The organism is Beijerinckia mobilis, assembly GCF_000745425.1.
Classification (GTDB): Bacteria; Pseudomonadota; Alphaproteobacteria; order Rhizobiales; family Beijerinckiaceae; genus Beijerinckia; species Beijerinckia mobilis.
The window spans coordinates 72,154-92,973 of record NZ_JQJH01000013.1 but is presented as its reverse complement, the minus strand read 5'-3'; the positions used below and the strand labels follow the sequence as shown (position 1 = coordinate 92,973).

Below are 20,820 nucleotides of genomic sequence, written 5' to 3'. Positions count from 1 at the left end.
ACACTTTTGGGCTGAAATTCTCTGGCTGATATTCAAGAGATGAAACGTTCACGCCAAATTTTCGGGCTGCAGCTCTGATGGCGGCGGGTGGGGAATTTCGCCGCAACGACATACTGGCCATGCGAGATGGCTGGCGGCTCGCGCGAGAAATGGCAAAACCGCAGTCTGCGATTTCAGCGTACGACCAAGCCCAAACACGAAGCCTCGCTCCCACGGCTCTTCAATGGTCCTTGAGACCGATACCCGTCCCGCCTCTCGGTTTCAACCTGCCAGCAGAAAAATCGTTCTCAAGCATGAGGTGTGGCGAGCCGATGAAAAGAAAGAATTAATTAAGGTAAGCCTGTAAATTTCTCGCCACTTTTCTTGGTGAACTCCGTTTTTTCTCCACCCTTCGAAAGTCAACAAAAGCTCAGATCATTATCAATTGCTAATTTGATCCGGGCGAGCCTGTCCCATGGGTCTGTAAAATGAATTTTACAGACCCTCGTTTGCACCGGACGCTCGCTCCCCAAACGCGCCGAACATCGAAATCCTTACTTTCTTTCATCATGTTAGATTCGCATGGCTGGCTTGCACGAAGCTTTTCAGCGTCAAAGATAGCAGCAAAATACATTGACCCCTTTTTATTAGGACACTATCTAATAGCCATGGCTAGTGCTCGCTCCCTCCCCTCCGTTGCCCTATTCGGACAGATCGTCATCCGCGTCGGGCGCAACTGGCGGCGGGTTCTGGATCAGGTGCTTTCCACGGAAGGTCTTTCGCAATCGACCGCTTTGCCGCTCATCATTTTGCTGAGAAGCGGGGGTATGCGTCAGGGAGTGCTGGCAGATGAACTGGGCGTCGAGGGCCCCTCGCTCGTGCGGCTCATCGATATGCTGGAAGGCGACAAGCTCGTCACACGTCGCGAAGATTCGCGAGACCGCCGTGCCAAGCTGATCGATCTCACAGAAGCCGGACGGGAAAAGGCCGAACATATCGAGCATGTCGTGAAAAAAGTCCGGCAGGCCCTGTTAGGTAATATAGAGCCTGGCGACCTCGACGTCGCCATGCACGTTCTTGAAGTTCTCGATGCCGATCTGAGTGCGCTGCTCGCGCGCGAAGAATTGGATGCCTGACACGCAATTGCGATAGTCAATTCATCGCATTGCTCTGCGGCTTGCCGCCGAACGCCGTTGAATCCTTCCCCACCTGGTTCAATGGCGTTCAGAATAAAACAATTAATAGAGACAAATGAATAATAATCCGGAGCATCCGCTCGGTCGGATGGTCCAGACAGCCCCTTCGATCGACAATGGGACTTTTTTCAATGACTTTGAATCACATGGCGATTCCCCCCGCGAGGGATAGGCGTTAGCGCAATTTTCCTTTCAAACGAATCGCTCCCCGATTGAAGGCATCTGAAAATGCTCCACCTTATTGAGATGCCGCGTTTGGGAGGCTCAGAAGCGATCGACGCGACGAGGGTCGAGACAGCATCGCCTTGAGATCGAAGGATTCGCCTTCATACTCTTTTCCCATGGAACAGGACGGCGATCGACGCACCCTGCTCCGGGGAGGCCTCCGGCCTGAATAATCTCGCAAGTCCGGCGCTCCTGCCGGCAGGCCATCCGAATTTTCGCGGCAAGAGACGCAAGCCAAGACAAGAGCCAAGACCATGATGTCCCCATCGTTGTTGAAGGAGCTTAAAGACGCCGACTGGCTGTTTTCACTGAAAACCTTTTTCGCCGCGGTGCTCGCGCTTTATATCGCCTTCGCCTTCGATCTCGAGCGCCCCGCCTGGGCGATGGGCACGGTCTATCTCGTCTCCCAGCCGATCGCCGGTCAGGTCGCCTCGAAATCCTTTTTCCGCATCATCGGCACCCTGCTCGGCGCCGGCGTCGCCCTGTTGAGCATCCCGACGCTGCAAAGCGCGCCGGAGCTCCTCATCGTGCTGCTGGCCGGCTGGTGCGGCCTTTGTCTTTACATCTCGCTGCTCGACCGCACTCCGCGCTCCTATGTGTTCATGCTCGCAGGCTACACAGCCTCGATCATCGGCTTCTCATCCATCGACACGCCGGTAAACATCTTCGATGTTACAGTCGCGCGCGTTGAGGAAATCGTCATCGGCATCGTCTGCGGCACCATGATGAGCGAGCTCATTTTCGTGCGCCACATCGGCCCGCTTCTCGCCAAGCGAATCGACAATTGGTTTGTGATGCTGAATGAACTCAGCACTCACTCGCTGGAGAGTACTTCCCCGGAGAGCACTGCCCACGAGCAAGACCTCAAGCGGGAACGCAGCCGGCTGGCACGCGAAGTCTCGGATTCCTACGGACAGGTCACGCATCTCTATTACGAACATTCGACCTATCATACGCTGCGGCATTATATCCGCATTCTCCACCATCGCATCGTTCTACAGATCCCATTGCTGTTTAGCCTTGAACAGGCTGGCATTGCCCTGAAAGAACAAAGCGACGCCACGCAGACACCGACGGCACCCGATCTCCAGGAGATCGAGACCCGTATGGTCGAATCCCTGCATAAGGACGAGATACGGGAACAATCCGAGGCGATGAGCCGGCTCTATACCGCCGTCACGCGCCTTGAATCTCAGGAAGGGCCGATCAAAGACGTCGATGGCCTGTTGCGCAAAAACTTCCTGTCCCGCTTACGCCGCTTCCTCGACCATTTCCTGGCGAGTCTCACCTTATGGACCAATGCACGCGCGGGCCGCGCGCTGGGCCGCCCGCCGGGCAGCAACGCCTATCCACTGCACCGCGATCATGGGGCGGCTTTCCGCTCGGCACTCGGCGCCTTCTTCTCTGTGATCGTCTGCTGTATCTTCGCTATCTCCACGACTTGGCCCGGCGGCACCATCGCCGCGCAAATGGCGGCGCTCGGCGCCTCGATCGGAGCCTTGGGCGAGAATCCTACGTCGGCGATCCTTACATTCGCCAAGGCGACGATCGTTGCCGCCATAGCCGGGTTCATCGTGCTGTTCGGCTTGCTGCCGATGATCGACGGTTTCCCGCTTCTCGCCCTGTGTTTTGCGCCTTTCCTGCTGATCTTCGGCGCGATCGTCAGCATTCCGCGTCTATCGGTCTTCGGCGTTCTGTCCGCGCTTTTGCTGGGCATTCTGGTCAATCCGCAAAGCCGCTATCAAGCCGATCTCGCATCATTCACCAATAGCGTGTTGGCCATGCTCTTCGCCTTCACGATAACGCCCGCCATCGTCGGTCTCATCCGTCTGTTCGCCGTCGAGAAAACCGCGCAAAGACTGCTTGCTGCCGGCTGGACAGAAATCGCGGCCGTATCGCACAATCGTTGGATCACCAACGAACCGCTTTTCGCCTATCGCATGATGGACAGGCTTGGCCTTCTCGCACGCCGTCTCAATACATTCGGCGAGAAAATCCCGTCCTGGATCGCACCGACGCAGGAAACCGCCATCGGCCTCGATGTCGTCGAATTACGCCGCCTCGAACCCCTGCTTCCATTCGATATTGCGAGCCATCTCGCAGCGGTGCGCGAAAACATCGCCATCATCTTCGTCCACAAGGCCCATGGCGTCGATGGATCCGCGCCGCAAGCCGACTTCGATCAGCTTCTCTCGGCCATCGACATTGCCTTGCGCGAAGTCTTCGCGAGCGCTTTGTCCGATCGCCGCGACGAGACCCTGATTGCCTTGTTCGGCATCCGGCATACGTTCTTCCCGGGAAAGGCTTTGCCCGAATTGACGTTGCCCGAAACTCCGCGCGCACAAAACCCGCCCCCGGTATCATTAACGCTTTCCGCCCCCACATCCATCCCTTCAATGAAATGGAAACAGGCCGTATGAGAGTGCCTGGAGAATTCGACTTCTACGGCGTCTATGCGCCGCAATTGCTGGTGTTGGCATCGATCGCCTACATCCTCAGCAACCTTCTGTCGCGCCTTCTGAACTGGCTCGGTTTCTACCGATACGTCTGGTACCGGGCCCTGTTTGATGTCGCATTGTTTTTCATCACTCTTGGCGGCCTCAGCCAAGTTGCAAAAGGACTCTAGCTTCAATGTCGCGCTTCTTCGAATCATTCGGGCGCATTCTCATCACATTGGTCAGCGTCGTCATCGCCTTGTTCGCCGGATTCCATATCTGGGACTATTATATGGACGCGCCTTGGACACGTGATGCCCGTATCCGCGCCGATGTTGTCCAGGTCGCGCCCGACGTCTCCGGTATCGTCAGCAAGATCGAAGTGGAAGACAATGAACGCGTCAAAAAAGGCGATGTGATCTTCATCATCGATCAGGTGCGTTTCAAGATCGCCGTCGAGCAGGCCGAGGCCAATGTGAAAACCGCGAAGGCAGCACTCGACCAGGCGGAACGCGATCAAATTCGCTACTCGCAACTGACCTCGCGCGCCGTCTCGGATCAGAAGCGGGAGGAAATCCTCACGGCGCGTGATCAGGCGCTCGGCAATTACAAGCTGGCCCTCGCCAATCTGGACAAGGCAAAGCTTGACCTGGAACGCAGCGAAGTGCGCGCCAGGGTCAATGGCTATATGGCCAATTTCGAAATGCAGCCGGGCGTTTATGTCAGCGCAGGTAAGGGCGTCGCGGCCCTCGTCGACAGCGACAGTTTCTATATCATGGCCTATTTCGAGGAAACCAAATTGCCGCGCATCAATATCGGCGATGAGGCTCTCATTTATGTCATGGGTGAGACGAAGCCGATCCGTGGCGAGGTGGAAAGCATCGTCACCGGCATTGAGGACCGCGAGCGCGGCGCCAGCGAGTCACTGCTCGCCAATATCAACCCAACCTTCAACTGGGTTCGCCTCGCTCAACGCATTCCCGTTCGCATCGCGATGAAGGACATACCGGAAGGCATCAAGATCGTGTCCGGGCGTACGGCCACGGTTTATATCGAACACAAGGAAGGCAAGAATGAAAAGGAAGCGGCCTTCCCCTGGAATCTTTCGGAAAAGCTTTCCGCTTTATGGACCCGCGCGACGAACTGAAGCCTGTGTGCATGTATCCGCGCCGGTTCATCGAGCATTTCCGATACGATTGAATTGCTTCGAAAATGCTCCGATTCTTGAGTGGTGCATTTCGGACATATCCGAGATGCTTGAAAGAAGCCCTACTCCCAAAAATCGAGAGCCTTACCGTACATCCAGCGCAACCAAAGATACGCCGAGCCGGAAATCCATTCTCGCCACAGCCAACAAAAAACCTCGCTTATTCAGCGAGGTTTTTTGTTGGCCAGAAGTATGACCAAACGCCAATCCTGATGCACGTATTCCCATCAGAATCCAAACTTTGTTATTCAGCCTGCACCTTGGCATAAAAATCACGCGCATGGCGCGGCTGATGCGTCATCGATTGATCGCCGAAATCCTGCGGCGCCGGGCGCTGATAATTGAGGTTTTCTCCGCCAATCCGTTCCCGGAAGGAACGAGCAGGATCATAGACCTCACCGGCGATAGCGGTACTCGTAAGGGCAGCGAAAACGAGAAGGGCTCCAACACCAATCTTTTTCATGGCAGTACCTCCAAGATCCATGCAAGGCGTGGGAGAACCTTCATGGAAGGGTGCCGGTCATTCGAGGGTGTATTGATTTGCCCGGCTCACCGGTACATAGGCGGCTATCGGCACGATTGCAGCACCCAATTGTGCATTGCAGTAATGCATAAAGGGTATAAGTTCGGGCATACGTATTCCCTGTTGCCCATGCTCAAGCATGAACACTTTGCCAAATTCCATCGGCCAGCGTGTTGGGAAGGGCGCGATTCAGCTTGAAGGTCACCGCCTCCAAAGTGGCTTGGGGCGAGGTGAAATCCAAGTTTCAGCGGTCGATGTCTCGATGGCCGTTTTCATCAAGACCAGATATCCGACGCCGCTTGCCGATCTGAACGATTACAATGTGTTTTTAAAAATATATAGAAAGCTCATAAGTATATTGCGAGACCGTCTCGATAGGTGTCAGCGGATAAATAAAAATAGAAACTTCGAATTTTAACCTTCGGTTCAAGCTTTGAGAGCAAGCAAAACAGCGGAATATATTTCGCCTTTAAAATGCTCTCCGTTAAGCAGTACGAGTCTTGCTTATCCCAAGTCTCATTGATCCCGATCTGTTGGGCTCAATGAGGTCCGGTGGAAAACCGCCGGCCCGCATCCGCGGGGGCCAAATCGCAATGAATCATATTCATCGCTATTTGGTATTAGTCCTCTCACCGCTTTCCGCCCCAAACGAGCCTGACCGATATGGATGACATACTTGCAGCGAACGCTCTCTATTATAGCGCGTTTTCTTCCGGTGATTTTGCAAGGATGAGTGAGCTTTGGGCGGACGAGGATGTTTCCTGCGTTCATCCCGGCTGGCCGATTCTCATCGGCCGGCAAGCGGTCCTGGAATCCTATAAAAATATTCTGCGTAATCCCATGCAGGAAACAATCGTTGTGCGCGAAGAGGTCGCCATTGTTTCAGCGCGCGATGGCCGCGTCTGCTGTGTTGAAATGGCAGGTGACATGCCACTGGCAACAACCAACTGGTTTCGGCGTATTCATGGCATCTGGCGCATGATTCATCATCAAGCCAGCCCCATCGCCTCGATGGTTCAGGATAGCGAGCCGTTACGGCCGCATTCTCCCATCAAGCTCAATTGATCCACCGTGGCCCGACAGCGCACGGGCTCCTCTGGACATTCGATGAGAGTCCGTGTGTCCGGAAGCCGTCAGTCGTTCGTCCGGAAGATTCCGAACAAGCGCCCTTTAGAGCATTTTTCCATAAGCTTGAATCGCTTCGCGATTTTATTACTTTGAGAACACTCTAGTTTTTTGAGCAAAGCGTTTCGGATATATCCGAAACGCTCTCATCACACTGTCTTCTCAATCGAGCCCGATACGCTCTTCCGGAAGCGGCCCGACCACACGGTAGAGCAAGCCACCAATTATACCACCAAGCAACGGAGCCGCCCAGAACAGCCAAAGCTGTTCCAACGCCCATCCGCCGACAACCAGAGCCGGCCCGGTGCTACGCGCGGGATTGACCGAGGTATTGGTGATCGGAATGCTGATCAGGTGAATCAGCGTCAGGGCGAGGCCAATCGCCACACCGGCAAAACCCACTGGGGAGCGCGGATGGGTCGCACCCATGATGATATAGATGAAAGCGGCTGTCAGAACCGTTTCCGTAGTGAAAGCGGAAACGAGATTGTAATGCCCGGGCGAATGCGCATCATAGCCATTCGCGGCAAAGCCACCGGCAAGATCAAAACCCGGCGCTCCACTCGCAATGAAATAGAGGAGGAAAGAGCCGGCGATCGCACCCAGCACCTGGGCGATGACATAAGGAATGACGTCAGATACCGGGAAACGTCCGCCAGCCGTCAGACCCACGGTTACGGCAGGATTAAAATGGCCGAATGAAATGTGGCCAACCGCGAAAATCATCGACAGGACTGTGAGTCCAAAGGCGAAAGAGACGCCAAGAAGACCGATCCCTACATTCGGAAATGCAGCCGAAACGATGGCGGCGCCACAGCCGCCAAAGGTCAACCAGAAGGTTCCGATCAATTCAGCGAGATATCTTCTGAAATGCATTGTAAATACCCCCGATCATCAATGCGTGGATATAGCCGGAAGAATCCGCACCACCCGTTTCATAAAACGCAGTCTTGTCAATAACTTAAAAATGATGCGACGATTCTTCCAAAATCGCCGGAGAACGCGCGCGATCAGATACGCTCCATGCTTATACTTCCTGCGCGCGATCAGGCCCCAAAGGGACAATGGCCTTGATAATTTCGACCATGCCTGAGGTTAAGATCTATTTCTTGACGGTCAATCCTATTTGAGGATCTTTTCAAGATCTTCATCGCTCAAATCTACATCAAGAAAGAGATGATAGAAGCGCCGTGCTTCAGTCTTCACATCCAGGGGATAAAGATCAGGATAAAAGAGGTTGGCGAGCCATTGCACACCCAGCCCCTGCATGAAGCTCGGCGGCCGATCAATCCAGTTAAACGGCGTTTTCGGTACGACAGAGATCGCTCCCTGCCGGACAGCCTCGACTTGCCGCCATATCGGATCCTTCTGTGCTTCACGCGCGAACTCCCGCGATTGGGTAATGATGATTTCAGGCTTCCGCGCGATAATGTCTTCGATCCCAATCGCTTCCATTCCGCCGTGTGTCGATTGGTCACAATGATGGATATTGTCACCCCCGGCCAGCCGGATCGCGATTGTATGGAAGGAATGATCGCAATCCGTCGCCAGACCATCGCGTGACTCGGCGTAATAGACGCGCCGCCGTTCATCCTTGGGGACTTTCGCGACCGCAGCCCCAACCCGCTTCAGCACATCTTCAATATAGGCGGCCAAAGCCTCCGCCCGCTGCGGCTTGTCGAGCAGGCCTCCGAGGAAACGCAGGGTTTCCGGATAATCCTCTATACTGTCGGCCTTCACGAAGACGACAGGCAGACCAACCTTGCCGAATTGGCCGATGATCCGTTCATTATCGGTGAAACGGTCGAGCCAGACGAGAATGACATCGGGATGCAGGCCAAGAATCTCTTCCGGGTTCATCGCCGCGCCGTGCCCCATAATGGCGCCAATGACGGGCAGATCGAAGAGGGCTTTGGGCAGAAACGGGCGATCCTTCTCCGGCATTGGAAGATTGATGCCGACGAGACGTTCCGGCGCAAAAGCGTAGAGCAGGAAAGTAACAGGATGCGATACCGAATAAATCTTTCCGATGTGGTCGGGCACAGTGACTTTGCGGCCTGCCATATCGGTGATCTCTCGCGCCATGACCGGCGCAAGAGACAGGCAAAAAGCCAACGCATAAAGAATGAGACTACGCCGCGTGGGAAGAGACATCATCAGAAATCCATCGAAAGCCGGACAATGGCGGTCAAAGGCTGACCGGGATAGACGTAATTATAGCTGGCGGCCGTTGCCCAATAACGGGCATTGAACAGATTTTTGATGTTGACGCTGACCTTGGCCGGTCCGAACCGGTATGACGCCATCGCATCGAAGGTCGTGTAACCGCCGAGATAGGCGACAAGATTGGGATTGGCCTGGCTGATGAGATTTGTCGTGCGGCCGGAGGAAGTGGTCAGCCCCCCACCAATGGTAAAGCCTTGTGCCGGACCATCCTGGAATTCATACGTGCTCCAGAAACGGAACGTATCCTTGGGAACATTTGGAATCGGAGAACCGATGAGATAGCTGTTATCTTCTGAAATCCGCGCATTAATATGGGAATAAGAGGCCAGCAGGTTCCAACCCGGCAGAGGTTGAAGGGTCGCCTCGATCTCGCCCCCGCTCGAGCGCTGCTTGCCGGTCTGCACATCATAACCGAGCAGCGCCTTGGCCGGGTCCGGATCGGTTTCCGGGACATTCGACAAATTGATGTCGTAAAGCGCGGCGGAGACGCTCGCAAAATCAGCAATACTATACTTCAGACCGATCTCCTTCTGATCTCCTGTCTCGGGATCAAACGTCTGAATGATACCGTCGCTTGTCAAATTCGGGGCTTGTGGTGAGAAGGTCGTCGTATAGGATGCAAAAGCCGTCAATTCTGGCAGGATATCATACATGAGACCAACACGCCAACCGAGCCCATTTTTGTTATACTGCGTCGAGCCTTGCATCAAAGGATTTGAATTCATTCCCGACCGGGTGAATGTGCTATATTGCACATAATTAACACCCGCCGACAGCCTCAGGCGATCGGTAAAGGAAATGACATCGTTGAAATATTCATTGAACTGCTGGGAGTTGGAATAGCCATACATATATTGCGTCAGATTGCCGAACGGCACACCCCAATTCGGATTATAGGGATCCGTGAATGTGTAGGAACTGAACAGATTGGGGTTCGGCCGCCGCATATCCATCTTGTACCAGCTATTCGCATAGCGTACTCCCGCGACGATATCATGTTTGATACCGAGCGTATCAAAATGGCCGGTCAACATCTGATCCGTGTCAATGGAATAAACGGGCCCCATTTTGATATCGGAAAAGGCCTGCTTGTAAAGGGGCGTTCCGGAGGAAGTGAATGACGGCGTGGCATAGATCGATATCTGATCACGCTTTGTCATCGTATATTGGCTGGAGGATTTGAAGCTCCAATCCTTGTTGAATTCATGTTCGAAGCCCAGGCGGACATTGGTGCTGACAAAAGTTTGCGTCGCACGCGGATCGATGACGTTGAGATCACGGCCGAACCAGCCGAGTGACGCGAGATATTGATTGCTGCCGGCCCCCTTCGCCGCCATATAGGGCAGACCGCTATAAGGATGGGTCTTCTGCCAGCGGTATTCGAAAGCCGCCGTGACGGAATCCTGAGCGGAAAGACGCCCCTGAATGATTTCGGAAACAGCGGCCTTGGTATATTGGGAATTCTGATAGAAACTGTCGTACCCCCCGACGAGATAACTCGTCCGCGCCAGCCAATTGCCATCCGCGCTCAACGGAGTCGAAACATCGCCGGTCGTCACATGGGAGCCGAAATTGTCGATTTCCACCCCGACCCGTCCCGCGAAATAGGGCAAGGGCTTCTTGCTGACAACATTCACGATGCCGCCGATACCGCTGATATAGGCGCCATACATCAGTGCCGACGGCCCCTTCAGCACCTCGATATGATCGACGCTCGCCAGAGCCTGATTGCCGAAAGGTGCCGGATCCCACAGTCCATCGCGCAAAATCATACTGTTGGGAAAGCCACGGATCGTGACGGTATTATATTGGTCGAGTGGATAGTAGCCGGGATAGGAATTGTTCACGCCGGCGACATTGCTCAGGGCCTCGTTGACGGTGCGGACCGCCTGATCTTCCATCAGCTTACGCGGCACCGTGGTGATCGATTGCGGGACATAGGAATTCGGCAGACGAGCCTTGCTGCCCGTCGTCGAATGCGTGACGACGTAATTGCGTATTCCTTCCGCATCCGACTGTTCGCCGATGGGAATAAGATTATTACTCTCGATGAGAACCTGCGGCAGCTGCACATTATCGGCCGATTTTGCAGCCATGCCGGAAGCCCTGGCGCGGGTGGTCTTGGGATCGACGATCGGCCGATTTTCCTCGACCAATAATGTCGTTTGCGTGGCTTCCTGCGCATGGGCCCACCCGCAGCCGACGAGGAGGAATACGGCGGGGCAGACATGGGCGGTGGGATATTTTTCAGCCAGATTTTGCTGCTGATGTTTCTTTTGTTTGAACGGACGAACCAAAGCAAAAGCTCCTCGATTTGCCTGCACGTGGCCAGCCCGTCCCGGGCTCCGAGATGGTTCCGATCGAACAAGCAATATTATTATTAATATAGGTTATTAGCTTGAGCTTTACTGTTCAACAAAAAAGTCACAATCCGCTGAGCGAAACTTTTTATTATTTTCAATGAGATCGTCGTAAAATCGAAGTTCAGAACGAACCTCTTCGAAAGCCTCCAGCCCATAATGGCATTTCAATGAAATATAGAAATCATCATCATTTGTGCGGCATTCTCGGCCGAATTTGACGCCGCCGTGGCAAAAAGGTGGAACGGCCTTCCGGTCCATCGAGACGTAACACGTCAACACCATAGAGACGCAGAATAGCGTCGGGCGTCAGCACATCTTCCGGCGGTCCGTCGGCCTCGATCCGTCCATCCCGCAGAAGGATGACACGGGTCGCGGACCAGAGCGCATGTTCGGGATGATGCGTGCTCATGATCAGGCAACGCCCCTCGCGGGACAATCGTTCGAGATGATCGATCAGGCGGATCTGATAACCGTAATCGAGGCCCGTCAGGGGCTCATCCATCACAAGGATCGGTGTCGCCTGGGCAAGCGCCCTGGCGATCATCGCAAGCTGTCGTTCACCACCCGAGATCTCGCTATAGGGCCGATCGGCAAGATGACCGATACCGATCTCCTCGAGAATTGTTTGCGCCAGGGTACGATCATCGTCGCTTGGCGCATGCAGAAGCCCGTTTTGCGGCAGGCGGCCGAGCAGCACGACATCGCGTACGCTATAGGGAAAAGCGATTGTATGCACCTGCGCGACATAAGCGAGCCGCCGGGCTGCCACCCGTGCCGAAAGCGTCGACAACACCTCCCCTTCAAGGCGGATTGCACCCGCCGAAGGTTTCAGAAATCCCATGAGAAGCCGCAGGAGCGTCGTCTTGCCCGCGCCATTGGCACCCAGCAAGGCGACGATTTCACCGTGACGGATCGTCAGGTCGATTCCGTGCAGGATCGCCCGCGCTCCCCGCGAAAAGGCAAGCCGCTCGGCAACGAGCAAAGGCGGCGAAGAAGGAGAAAGGTTGGGGTCCGGCCGTAGGTTCATGCCCAACCCTTGCGCGCCCGATAGACGACGACGAGAAAGGCAGGAATACCAAATAATTCGGTCATGATGCCGACAGGGATTTCGGCACGCCAGAGATTACGGGCAAAGCCGTCGGCGATGATGAGAAAGATCGCGCCCAAAGCCGCGCTCGCCGGCAAAAGGCGCTCATTGCCAGGACCGACGATGACACGGGCGAAATGCGGCATGACGAGGCCGATCCAGCCGATCATTCCCGCAAAGGAAACTGAAATGGAGGAAATGAATGTCGCAAGGGCAATGACGCCATAGCGCAAGGGGAGGACAGGCACGCCGAGCGAACGCGCTTCATCCTCCCCCATCGCAAGCGCATCGAGCCCGCGGCCGAGCAGTGACAACAGGATTGAGCCGATCAGCACGAAGGGCGCCAACACAAAAATATCCTTGAGTTCGATACCGCCGAGATGCCCCATCAGCCAATAGACGATGGCTGGCAATTGATCATAAGGGTCGGCTGTATATTTAATGATTGACAGTGCGGCGGTGAAAAAGGCGCCGCTGATCATACCACCGAGGATCAAGGTGATCATTGTCGCCGAACCAAACAGATTGGCGATGACGACACCGAGCAGCACGGCGCCAAGACCGAAGCCGAAAGCCAGAACCTGGACGAGCCACCAATGGCTGGCGACGAGCATACCGAGCGCCGCACCGAAACTCGCACCGGCGAGAACGCCCATGAGCCCCGGAGACACGAGCGGATTGCGAAACACCGCCTGATAGGCACCACCGGAAATCGACAAAGCGGCGCCGATCAGACCTGCGGCGAGCACACGCGGCAATCTGATTTCGATGATGAGATTATACAAAAGATCGAAACGCGCTGCCTCCATCGGCTTGAGATGCAGCATCGCTAGACAGAATTCGGCAATATCACCGAGTGTCAGCGGATAGCGGCCGATCGTCAGAGCCGTGGCGATGGTGATCACCAGCAGAAGAGTGATCACGGGCGTCTGCCACAAAGGCTCCCGCCTTATCGGCTGATCAGTGCAGGAGAGCGTTGACATCATGATCGCTCAAAGACACGCCGAAAAAGAGGCTGTGGAAAGTTCTCAGTTCGGACCGCAGATCGAGAGGAAATTTATCGGGGTAGAAGCGGTTGGCGAGCCATTGAATGGCCAGGGCCCGCATGAAGCTCGGCGGACGGTCGATCCAGTTATAGGGCAGATGCGGCACCACGATGACGTGGTTTTTTCCCTTCACCTGCGCCCAGGCCGGATCGCCAGCGACGCGTTTTGCGAAATCCGGGTCTTGCACAAGAAGGATATCCGGCCTGTCGGCGACGATCTGTTCGAGCGTCACGCGTTCGAGCCCCATGAGTGTCGTCTGCGGGCAATGTTCGACATTGATACCGCCTGCGACATCGATCGACTCGGAATGAAACGAGCCCGCGCAATCGGTGGCGAGGCCATCGCGGCCCTCCGCATAATAAACGCGCGGTCTTTGCCCCTCCGGCACGGATGCGACCACTTTCGCCACCTTTTCCTGAGCCTTTTCAATATAGGTGGCGAGCTCTTCGGCGCGGGCCTCGCGGCCGAGCAGATGCCCGACAAAACGCAGCGCCGCCGGATAATCAGCCAGATTGGTCAATTTCACGAAAACGATCGGAAGATCGGATCCGGTAATGGGATGCACCACCTTCTGCGTATCCCCCATGGGATCGACCCAGGCCAGCAAAAGATCAGGATGTTTAGCCATGATCTCTTCCGGATTCATACCATGGTGAGGCCCCATGCCCATCATGGCGCCAATCGCCGGAAGCCGCGTCACCACATCCGGCAAATAGGGCTTTGCCGCATCCGCAATGGGAAAATTAGCGGCAACGAGAAGATCCGGAGCCAGAGCGTAAAGAAGAACCGTCAGAGGATAGGACAGCGAAAAGAGTCTTTGCGGATGCTCCGGCACCTCGACGCTGCGGCCGGTCATGTCGGCAATCTCACGCGCCCGCCCTTCACCATGCAAGGAAATGATGAAAAGACAAAGGGCAATCAGCACTGAGGAAAACAGGCGGCGAAACGGAAAAGCAAAAAAGACAGAAAGCATGGCAGGATCGACTTCTCTGGAGGCCCTTCCCGAAGGATCGGATTCCGGCAGGAGGGAACGGCACTGCGCTGCGAGCCAGCAGTCGCGGCGGCAATCTATATATTTTTAGATATAGTACAATTCCTATGCCGTTTCCTGTAAAACCATGCAAGCGCGCTTTTCAAGCGCCCCCTGTCGAGAAAGGATAATGCATGGACACAATTGCCCCGGAACGCTCCGAAGCCGAGCTGCAAAAGACCGAGAAGGCCATCGCCGATTGCGTGGCCGATTTTTACGGCAAGGCGCGCAAGGACGATCTGCTCGGCCCGGTCTTCAACGCCGCGGTCGACGATTGGGATGTCCATCTACGCGTCGTGGCCAATTTCTGGTCCCATGTGATCCTGAAAACGGACCGCTACAAGGGCCATCCCTATGTGGTGCATGTCCATCAACCGATCGAGCCCCAACATTTTCCGCGCTGGCTCGCCTTGTTTGAGGAAAGCGCACGCAAATTTCTGAGCCCTGCGGAAGCCGATATAGCGCTTGGAAAGGCGCGACATATGGCAGAAAGTTTCAAGGCGGGGCTCTTTCCCTTCCGCGACAAGGACGGCAATCCCGCAAAACATCCAGGCTGATACCCCGGCCTGCGCGATGGAAGGGTCTTTTCGCCGCATGGGCCCTTCCGTCACACATTTCTGGCTGGTTCCGATCCTCCGGCAAATTGCGCAACACCATGGATTCCCAGGGGTCCACAGGCTGCGCCGGAAAAGCAGCGGAAAGCCGAGATTATTTGCCCGGCGAGCACGAAGGCGCTGTCAACAGAGAGGGTGGCAATGAAAACGCCGCTCTCCGAACCCGTTCGGCAGCGGCGTCATGGTCTTTGTAGAATTAGGCTTCAGGGAAGCAATACCCATCGACCCGATGGCGCATTCATAACGGCTGCAAGACGAAAATTTGCAGGGGTTCCGCAAGCAAGGGACCAGCCGTTTTCACGAATGCCTGGAAATGCTCCGTCTTTTCATGTTCTTCAAGGCCCGCGCGGCTTGCCCAGCGCTCGACGAAAACGAAACGGGCGGGATTATCGAGATCACGATGCGGGACATAGGACAGATTAACCGCTTCCGCGCGGGACGCTTCCGCCACCTTACGGATTGCGGCTTCGACCTCCGCCTCACTCCCCGGTTTTACGACGACAATGGCAACGAGACTGATTTCTTCGGACATAATCACTCCTTGAATTGTTTCCCATCATACGCGGCAATCCTTGCCGCTCACCGCGTATGTTCCTTTTGAGATCCAGTCCTGGCGTTCCATCGCGACTGCCCCTCACAGAGCCTTTCGGATCCATCCGGAAACACTTCACGCAAAAACAAAAGCATTTTCAGAACAATGGAATCGCGAAGCAATTCAATGTTATCAGTAAATGCTCCGGCAACGGATGCTGCCGCTGCTTGGCGTCGAATCTAGGACCTCTTGTTAACGGAAATGTTTCCATTAACGGCGGGGTCAATCAAGAGATGAAATTCTGCTCCTGGCACAAAATCCGTTGATTATCCGATAAATGTCTGTGAACTCATCAGAATCGGGAATGATGTCGCATAATGAGCGACTACATGCGGAATGTATCGTTTTGCATCATTCCAGTGGAGCAAAACGATAGAGCCGAGACAAATTCCAGATTCCGAAATGTCAGGGATTTGGCCCCGGCGGCTCCCGTCGCGTCTGATTGCGATAGGGTCCCATCCCTTCCCGAGCCAAGGCGTCGGCACGCTCATTCAGCGGATCGCCGGCATGTCCTTTGACCCAATGCCAGGTGACGTCATGGCGGGCGGCCGCCGCATCCAGCTCCTGCCAGAGTTCGACATTTTTCACCGGTTTCTTGTCGGCGGTCCGCCAATTATTGCGTTTCCATCCGGCAAGCCAGCCGGTGATCCCTCCGCGCACATAATTGGAATCAGTATAGAGATCGACAACACAAGGCCGTGTCAGCGCTTCGAGTGCGCGAATGGCCGCGGTGAGTTCCATCCGATTATTCGTCGTCAAAGCCTCGCCGCCGCTGAATTCCTTGCGATGCGGACCGAAGAGCAGAATGGCGCCCCAGCCGCCGGGGCCCGGATTGCCGGAACAGGCGCCATCCGTATAGATGGTGACGCGCCCGCTCATCGCAAAAGCCCCAGAGCCCGCGCGTCGGCGACCTGCTGATGAAAGGCGAGTTTGCCAATATATTCGAGCGGATTTTTCGGATTCACCATCGCGCCTTGCGGCACGTTCAGCCAATCGACGAGACGCGTCAGGGCAAAGCGTAAGGCGGCGCCCCGCGCCAGTACAGGCAAGGCCTCTACCTCCGCCTCAGTCAGCTTGCGCCGGTGCTCATAACCGGTGAAAAAGGCCAATCCCTTGCCGATATTGAATGTCAGATCCGGCTCGAAACACCAGGCGTTGAGGCAGACCGCAATATCATAGGCATAAGCATCAACACAGGCGAAGTAGAAATCGATCAGGCCCGACAATGCGTCACCCACAAACAGGACATTATCGGGAAAGAGATCGGCGTGGATAATCCCTTGCGGCAAACCCCGCGGCCAATGCATTTCGACAAAGCGCAATTCCCGCTCAATCGTCTCGCAAAGTCCCTCAGCAACCTTGTCGGCGCGCGCACTCACTCCGGCGAAAAGGCCTGGCCAAGCGGCGGGTCCCAGGGCATTGACACGCGTGCCAGCGAAATCAGCGCCGGCCAGATGGAGACGCGCAAGCGCTTCGCCTACGGCCGCGCAACGCCGTGCGTCCGGTGTGTCCGTCCCAACCCCCTCAAGAAAGGTAACGATTGCGGCAGGTCTTCCTGCCAGCCGGCCAAGCGCGGCACCGGTGCGATTACGAACCGGCTGCGGGCAATTAAGACCATGGCAGGCTAGATGTTCCATCAGGCCGAGAAAGAACGGGAGGTCTTTTTCTTCCACCCGCTTTTCATAAAGGGTCAGAATGAAACGGCCACGTTCGGTCTGCAGGAAGAAATTGGAATTTTCGACCCCTTCAGCGATTCCCTTGAGGCTGAGTGCCTGCCCGATCTCATAGGCATCAAGGAAGATCTCCAGATCCGTTCCAGTAATTTCAGTATAGACGGCCATTGCGTCCGGAAGTCCTGCGGATCGATCACAGGCTCGAGGGCTCTGCCTCTGAGGCCATAATCGTGGTGGGTCAAGGAACCATGGTCCTGCAACAAAACCTCGTCGCGGTCCATTGGAAATCGTGGCGCGGGAATCGGCCAGAGAGATTCACACGATGGCAGGAAACTAGAGCATTTTGAACTTTGGTTGAATCGCTCCGCGATTTCATTTGCCCGGAAATGTTCTGGTTCCCTTAGCCGGACCACATCCGGATGAATCCGAAACGCTCTGTCTGCGCTCAATTGCTCGACAAGGGCCACCCAAAGAGGAAAGCGCTAAGACCCGAAGCCGCGGACAGGCGGCAGGGCCATCCTCCGATGGTCAGAATTAAAGCATCTGACAATCTCTTGACCATTGGAATTTGCCTGACACAACGGTTGCACGATTCGTAGCCAAACCGTGTACCCAATGGTACGGTTTCATACAACAAATTGAAAAATATTACTTTCTTGCTCCACCTTCTGGATCTTCTATCCACCGATCATCTTTTTAGCGAGCAAATTAATTCAAAATCGTTGAAGAATTTGAGGTTAAAAATAAGGCATGCATGGCCACGCCAATTAAAATTTGCGTTCTTTTTACGTGACATTGTCGTACGCTTACGATAATAATCATTTCAAGCCATTAAGGCGATGCTGGCATCAACCGGTATGGAAGTCCAAGTCGTGGGAGGACGCTTTTCCGTCTGGTTCTGTGCTGTGGGAGGCACACCTTGGCAAAAAGGAAGAACCAGAGCCGGAAGGGTTCAAGGACTGAGGCTCAAGAGGGGTAGGATCCGTGGGAAGATCCTGCCCCTCTTCGTTTTGAGCCAAAGCCATTCTCCGTACATGCGTTCCCTCAGGTGCGGAACAGAGTAGGAATGATAGACTGCCGAGCGGCTCAGTCTAATCCACTCTCGCTTTCTCCCCTTCCCGCCAGCGCGCTTCCGTCTCCACCTCGAAATCGGCAAACCTTTTCTCCGTGATCGCCGCGCGCATGCCGGCCATCAGCTCCTGATAATAGGCGAGATTGATCGTCGTCAGCAGCACCATGCCGAGTATCTCACCCGCCTTCACGAGATGATGCAGATAGGCGCGCGAATAGATTCGCGCCGCCGGGCAGGAGGATTCCGGATCGATCGGCGCCGGATCATCGGCATGGCGTGCGTTACGCAGGTTGAGACGGCCGTGGCGCGTATAGGCAAGGCCGTGGCGCCCTGCCCTTGTCGGCATGACGCAATCAAACATGTCGATCCCGCGCTTGACGCTGCGCAGCAGATCATCAGGCGTCCCTACACCCATCAGATAATGCGGCCTGTCTTCCGGCAGATGCGGGATGACGGTCTCGATCATGTCGAGCATGACGGCCTGCGGTTCTCCCACAGCAAGGCCGCCGAGCGCATAACCATCGAAATTCATGTCAACAAGAGCGCGTGCACTCTCGCGCCGCAACGCCTTGTCATCCGCGCCCTGAACAATGCCGAAGAGGGCTCGGCCGGGTTTCTCCGCAAGGGCGCGGCGGCTGCGCTCCGCCCAGCGCAGCGAAAGCCGCATCGCCCGTTCCGCCTCTGTATGCTCGCAGGGCAAGCGCACACATTCATCGAATTGCATCACAATATCGGAGCCCAGAAGATCTTGTATCTCCATCGAGCGTTCCGGCGTCAGCACATGCCGCGCACCATCGATATGCGATTGGAAAGTGACTCCCTGTTCGTCGAGCTTGCGCAATTTAGCCAGCGACATGACCTGAAAGCCACCGGAATCGGTGAGGATCGGATGCGGCCAGTTCATGAACCGGTGCAAGCCGCCCAAAGCCGCGATCCGCTCGGCGCCGGGGCGCAGCATCAGATGGTATGTATTCGAGAGCACGATATCGGCGCCAAGCGCCCGCACGGCTTCCGGCTGCATGGCCTTAACCGTGGCCGCAGTTCCAACCGGCATGAAAGCAGGCGTACGGATCATCCCACGCGGTGTGTCGATCAGACCCGTCCGGGCATCACCGTCACGATGGAGGAGCGTGAACCGAAACGCCGTCTCAGAAGGGACAGGGGTCATCACGTTTCACTTTCCTCCGTGCGAAACAGCAGGCAGGCATCACCATAACTGTAGAAACGATAGTGTGTGTCTATGGCATGCAAATAGGCGCGCTTCATTCTATCGAGCCCGGCGAAAGCGCAGACCAGCATGAACAAGGTCGAGCGCGGCAAATGAAAATTGGTGAGAAGCATGTCGACGGCGCGAAAATGAAATCCTGGCGTGATGAAAATCGACGTTTCGCCTCGATATGGATGGATAGATCCATGCTCATCGGCAGCAGATTCCAACACGCGCAAACTCGTCGTACCGGCGGCGACAATACGATGCCCCCGCGCATGCGCCTCGTTCAGAAGAGTGGCCGCCTCTTCGCTGACTTCTCCCCATTCCGCATGCATGCGATGCGCATCCGTATCCTCCGCCTTGACCGGCAGGAAAGTGGCCGCCCCCACATGCAAGGTCACACGGCAGAGGCGCACACCGCGCGCCTCGATAGCGGCGATCAAGGCCGGTGTGAAATGCAGGCTGGCGGTCGGCGCCGCAACTGCCCCGCTGCGATTTGCGAAAACGGTCTGATAATCATCAAGATCACGCGTATCAGGCGCTCTTTTACCGGCAATATAGGGTGGAAGCGGCATTTCGCCAAAAAGATGCAACGCGGCTTCAAGCGCATCCCCGCTCTGGTCGAAATCGAGAATGACCTCGCCCTCTTCCGCTTTTTCCAGAACCCGGGCGCTCAGCGAGGAGATTTCGGCCGGTTCTTCGGATTGGGAGGATGAAGGTTCACTTTGCGGGAGCGTAGCTTCGAACAGGATGGTTTCGCCAGCCCGCAGCTTTTTCGCCGGTTTCACGAAAGCGCGCCAGGTGCTTTCGCTTTCACGCTTGTGCAGGGTGACCTCGATCCTGGCGCGGGCGTCGCCGCGCTCACGAAACCCATGGAGGCGCGCGGGAATGACCTTCGTGTCATTGACGACGAGAATATCGCCTTGCTGCAGGAATCCAGGCAGATCCCTGATGATGTGATCGGACAAATCCCGGCTGCCGGGACGGATCACGAGGAGCCGTGCTTCATCGCGCGGCTCAACCGGGCGCAAGGCGATGCGCTCCGGAGGCAATTCGAAATCGAAAAGATCAACACGCATGGCAGGCAGGGTTCACCCATGAGAGCATTTTCCGATACCATTGAATCGCTTCGCGATTCCATCGTTTTGAAAAGGCTCTGATTTTCTCGTGGAGTGTTTCGGATATATCCGAAACACTCTGGGTGAACCGCAGGCAGA

At 55.5% G+C, this 20,820-nt stretch carries 18 protein-coding genes; 6 read left to right on the top strand and 12 right to left on the bottom strand.

Features of this window, described 5'->3' with window-relative positions:
* Nucleotides 1-647 precede the first annotated feature (647 nt).
* From DL88_RS11685 to DL88_RS11670, 4 genes are all read left to right on the top strand, one after another.
* Nucleotides 648-1,115 carry a MarR family winged helix-turn-helix transcriptional regulator gene (locus DL88_RS11685; RefSeq protein WP_034996232.1) on the top strand — a complete coding sequence of 156 codons (468 nt, stop codon included), beginning with the start codon at nucleotides 648-650 and terminating at the stop codon, nucleotides 1,113-1,115.
* A gap of 539 nt (nucleotides 1,116-1,654) precedes the next feature.
* Nucleotides 1,655-3,820, top strand: a complete 2,166-nt coding sequence (locus tag DL88_RS11680) for an FUSC family protein (RefSeq protein WP_084705141.1) — start codon at nucleotides 1,655-1,657, stop codon at nucleotides 3,818-3,820.
* Nucleotides 3,817-4,026, top strand: a complete 210-nt coding sequence (locus DL88_RS11675) for a DUF1656 domain-containing protein (protein WP_370736392.1) — start codon at nucleotides 3,817-3,819, stop codon at nucleotides 4,024-4,026. The genes DL88_RS11680 and DL88_RS11675 overlap by 4 nt, the downstream gene beginning before the upstream one ends.
* A 5-nt stretch (nucleotides 4,027-4,031) precedes the next feature.
* The gene (locus tag DL88_RS11670) at nucleotides 4,032-4,982 is read left to right on the top strand and encodes an efflux RND transporter periplasmic adaptor subunit (RefSeq protein WP_034996224.1); all 951 of its coding nucleotides are present in this window, start codon (nucleotides 4,032-4,034) and stop codon (nucleotides 4,980-4,982) included.
* A 304-nt stretch (nucleotides 4,983-5,286) separates the two neighbouring features.
* On the opposite strand, the gene DL88_RS11665 is transcribed toward DL88_RS11670, so the two are convergent.
* Nucleotides 5,287-5,505 carry a hypothetical protein gene (locus DL88_RS11665; protein WP_034996221.1) on the bottom strand — a complete coding sequence of 73 codons (219 nt, stop codon included), beginning with the start codon at nucleotides 5,503-5,505 and terminating at the stop codon, nucleotides 5,287-5,289.
* A 723-nt stretch (nucleotides 5,506-6,228) separates the two neighbouring features.
* Between DL88_RS11665 and DL88_RS11655 the strand changes: the two genes are divergently transcribed.
* Entirely contained in the window at nucleotides 6,229-6,630 is a 402-nt protein-coding gene (locus tag DL88_RS11655; RefSeq protein WP_034996215.1) for a nuclear transport factor 2 family protein, read from the top strand.
* A 222-nt stretch (nucleotides 6,631-6,852) separates the two neighbouring features.
* Here the strand turns inward: DL88_RS11655 and aqpZ are convergent, their stop codons facing one another.
* The 6 genes from aqpZ to DL88_RS11625 all read right to left on the bottom strand — a co-directional run bounded on the left by aqpZ (nucleotide 6,853) and on the right by DL88_RS11625 (nucleotide 14,385).
* Nucleotides 6,853-7,566, bottom strand: coding sequence for an aquaporin Z (aqpZ, locus tag DL88_RS11650; protein ID WP_034996212.1), 714 nt, complete (start codon nucleotides 7,564-7,566; stop codon nucleotides 6,853-6,855).
* Nucleotides 7,567-7,812: 246 nt separating this feature from the next.
* The gene (locus DL88_RS11645) at nucleotides 7,813-8,847 is read right to left on the bottom strand and encodes an ABC transporter substrate-binding protein (RefSeq protein ID WP_084705140.1); all 1,035 of its coding nucleotides are present in this window, start codon (nucleotides 8,845-8,847) and stop codon (nucleotides 7,813-7,815) included.
* Nucleotides 8,847-11,213: a TonB-dependent siderophore receptor gene (locus DL88_RS11640; protein ID WP_034996207.1), complete on the bottom strand. Its 2,367-nt coding sequence runs from the start codon at nucleotides 11,211-11,213 to the stop codon at nucleotides 8,847-8,849. Before DL88_RS11640 ends, DL88_RS11645 begins: the two co-directional genes overlap by 1 nt.
* Before the next feature lie 253 nt (nucleotides 11,214-11,466).
* Nucleotides 11,467-12,306 (bottom strand): ABC transporter ATP-binding protein, encoded by an 840-nt coding sequence (locus DL88_RS11635; RefSeq protein WP_051955910.1) that lies wholly within the window; start codon nucleotides 12,304-12,306, stop codon nucleotides 11,467-11,469.
* On the bottom strand, nucleotides 12,303-13,349 hold the full coding sequence (locus tag DL88_RS11630) for a FecCD family ABC transporter permease (RefSeq protein WP_051955909.1): 1,047 nt from the start codon (nucleotides 13,347-13,349) through the stop codon (nucleotides 12,303-12,305). The genes DL88_RS11635 and DL88_RS11630 overlap by 4 nt, the downstream gene beginning before the upstream one ends.
* On the bottom strand, nucleotides 13,327-14,385 hold the full coding sequence (locus DL88_RS11625) for an ABC transporter substrate-binding protein (RefSeq protein ID WP_051955908.1): 1,059 nt from the start codon (nucleotides 14,383-14,385) through the stop codon (nucleotides 13,327-13,329). The genes DL88_RS11630 and DL88_RS11625 overlap by 23 nt, the downstream gene beginning before the upstream one ends.
* A gap of 191 nt (nucleotides 14,386-14,576) precedes the next feature.
* On the opposite strand from DL88_RS11625, the gene DL88_RS11620 reads away from it, so the two are divergent.
* Nucleotides 14,577-14,999: a group III truncated hemoglobin gene (locus tag DL88_RS11620; protein WP_034996202.1), complete on the top strand. Its 423-nt coding sequence runs from the start codon at nucleotides 14,577-14,579 to the stop codon at nucleotides 14,997-14,999.
* 295 nt (nucleotides 15,000-15,294) lie between these two features.
* Here DL88_RS11620 and DL88_RS11615 read toward each other — a convergent pair whose 3' ends face one another.
* From DL88_RS11615 to queA, 5 genes are all read right to left on the bottom strand, one after another.
* Nucleotides 15,295-15,588, bottom strand: coding sequence for a putative quinol monooxygenase (locus tag DL88_RS11615; RefSeq protein WP_034996200.1), 294 nt, complete (start codon nucleotides 15,586-15,588; stop codon nucleotides 15,295-15,297).
* Between the two features lie 465 nt (nucleotides 15,589-16,053).
* Nucleotides 16,054-16,527, bottom strand: a complete 474-nt coding sequence (rnhA, locus tag DL88_RS11610) for a ribonuclease HI (RefSeq protein WP_034996198.1) — start codon at nucleotides 16,525-16,527, stop codon at nucleotides 16,054-16,056.
* Nucleotides 16,524-17,489 (bottom strand): homoserine kinase, encoded by a 966-nt coding sequence (locus tag DL88_RS11605; RefSeq protein WP_034996196.1) that lies wholly within the window; start codon nucleotides 17,487-17,489, stop codon nucleotides 16,524-16,526. Before DL88_RS11605 ends, rnhA begins: the two co-directional genes overlap by 4 nt.
* A 923-nt stretch (nucleotides 17,490-18,412) precedes the next feature.
* Nucleotides 18,413-19,561 (bottom strand): tRNA guanosine(34) transglycosylase Tgt, encoded by a 1,149-nt coding sequence (tgt, locus tag DL88_RS11600; protein ID WP_034996194.1) that lies wholly within the window; start codon nucleotides 19,559-19,561, stop codon nucleotides 18,413-18,415.
* Nucleotides 19,561-20,682, bottom strand: coding sequence for a tRNA preQ1(34) S-adenosylmethionine ribosyltransferase-isomerase QueA (gene queA / locus DL88_RS11595; protein ID WP_034996191.1), 1,122 nt, complete (start codon nucleotides 20,680-20,682; stop codon nucleotides 19,561-19,563). Before queA ends, tgt begins: the two co-directional genes overlap by 1 nt.
* Between the last annotated feature and the right edge of the window lie 138 nt (nucleotides 20,683-20,820).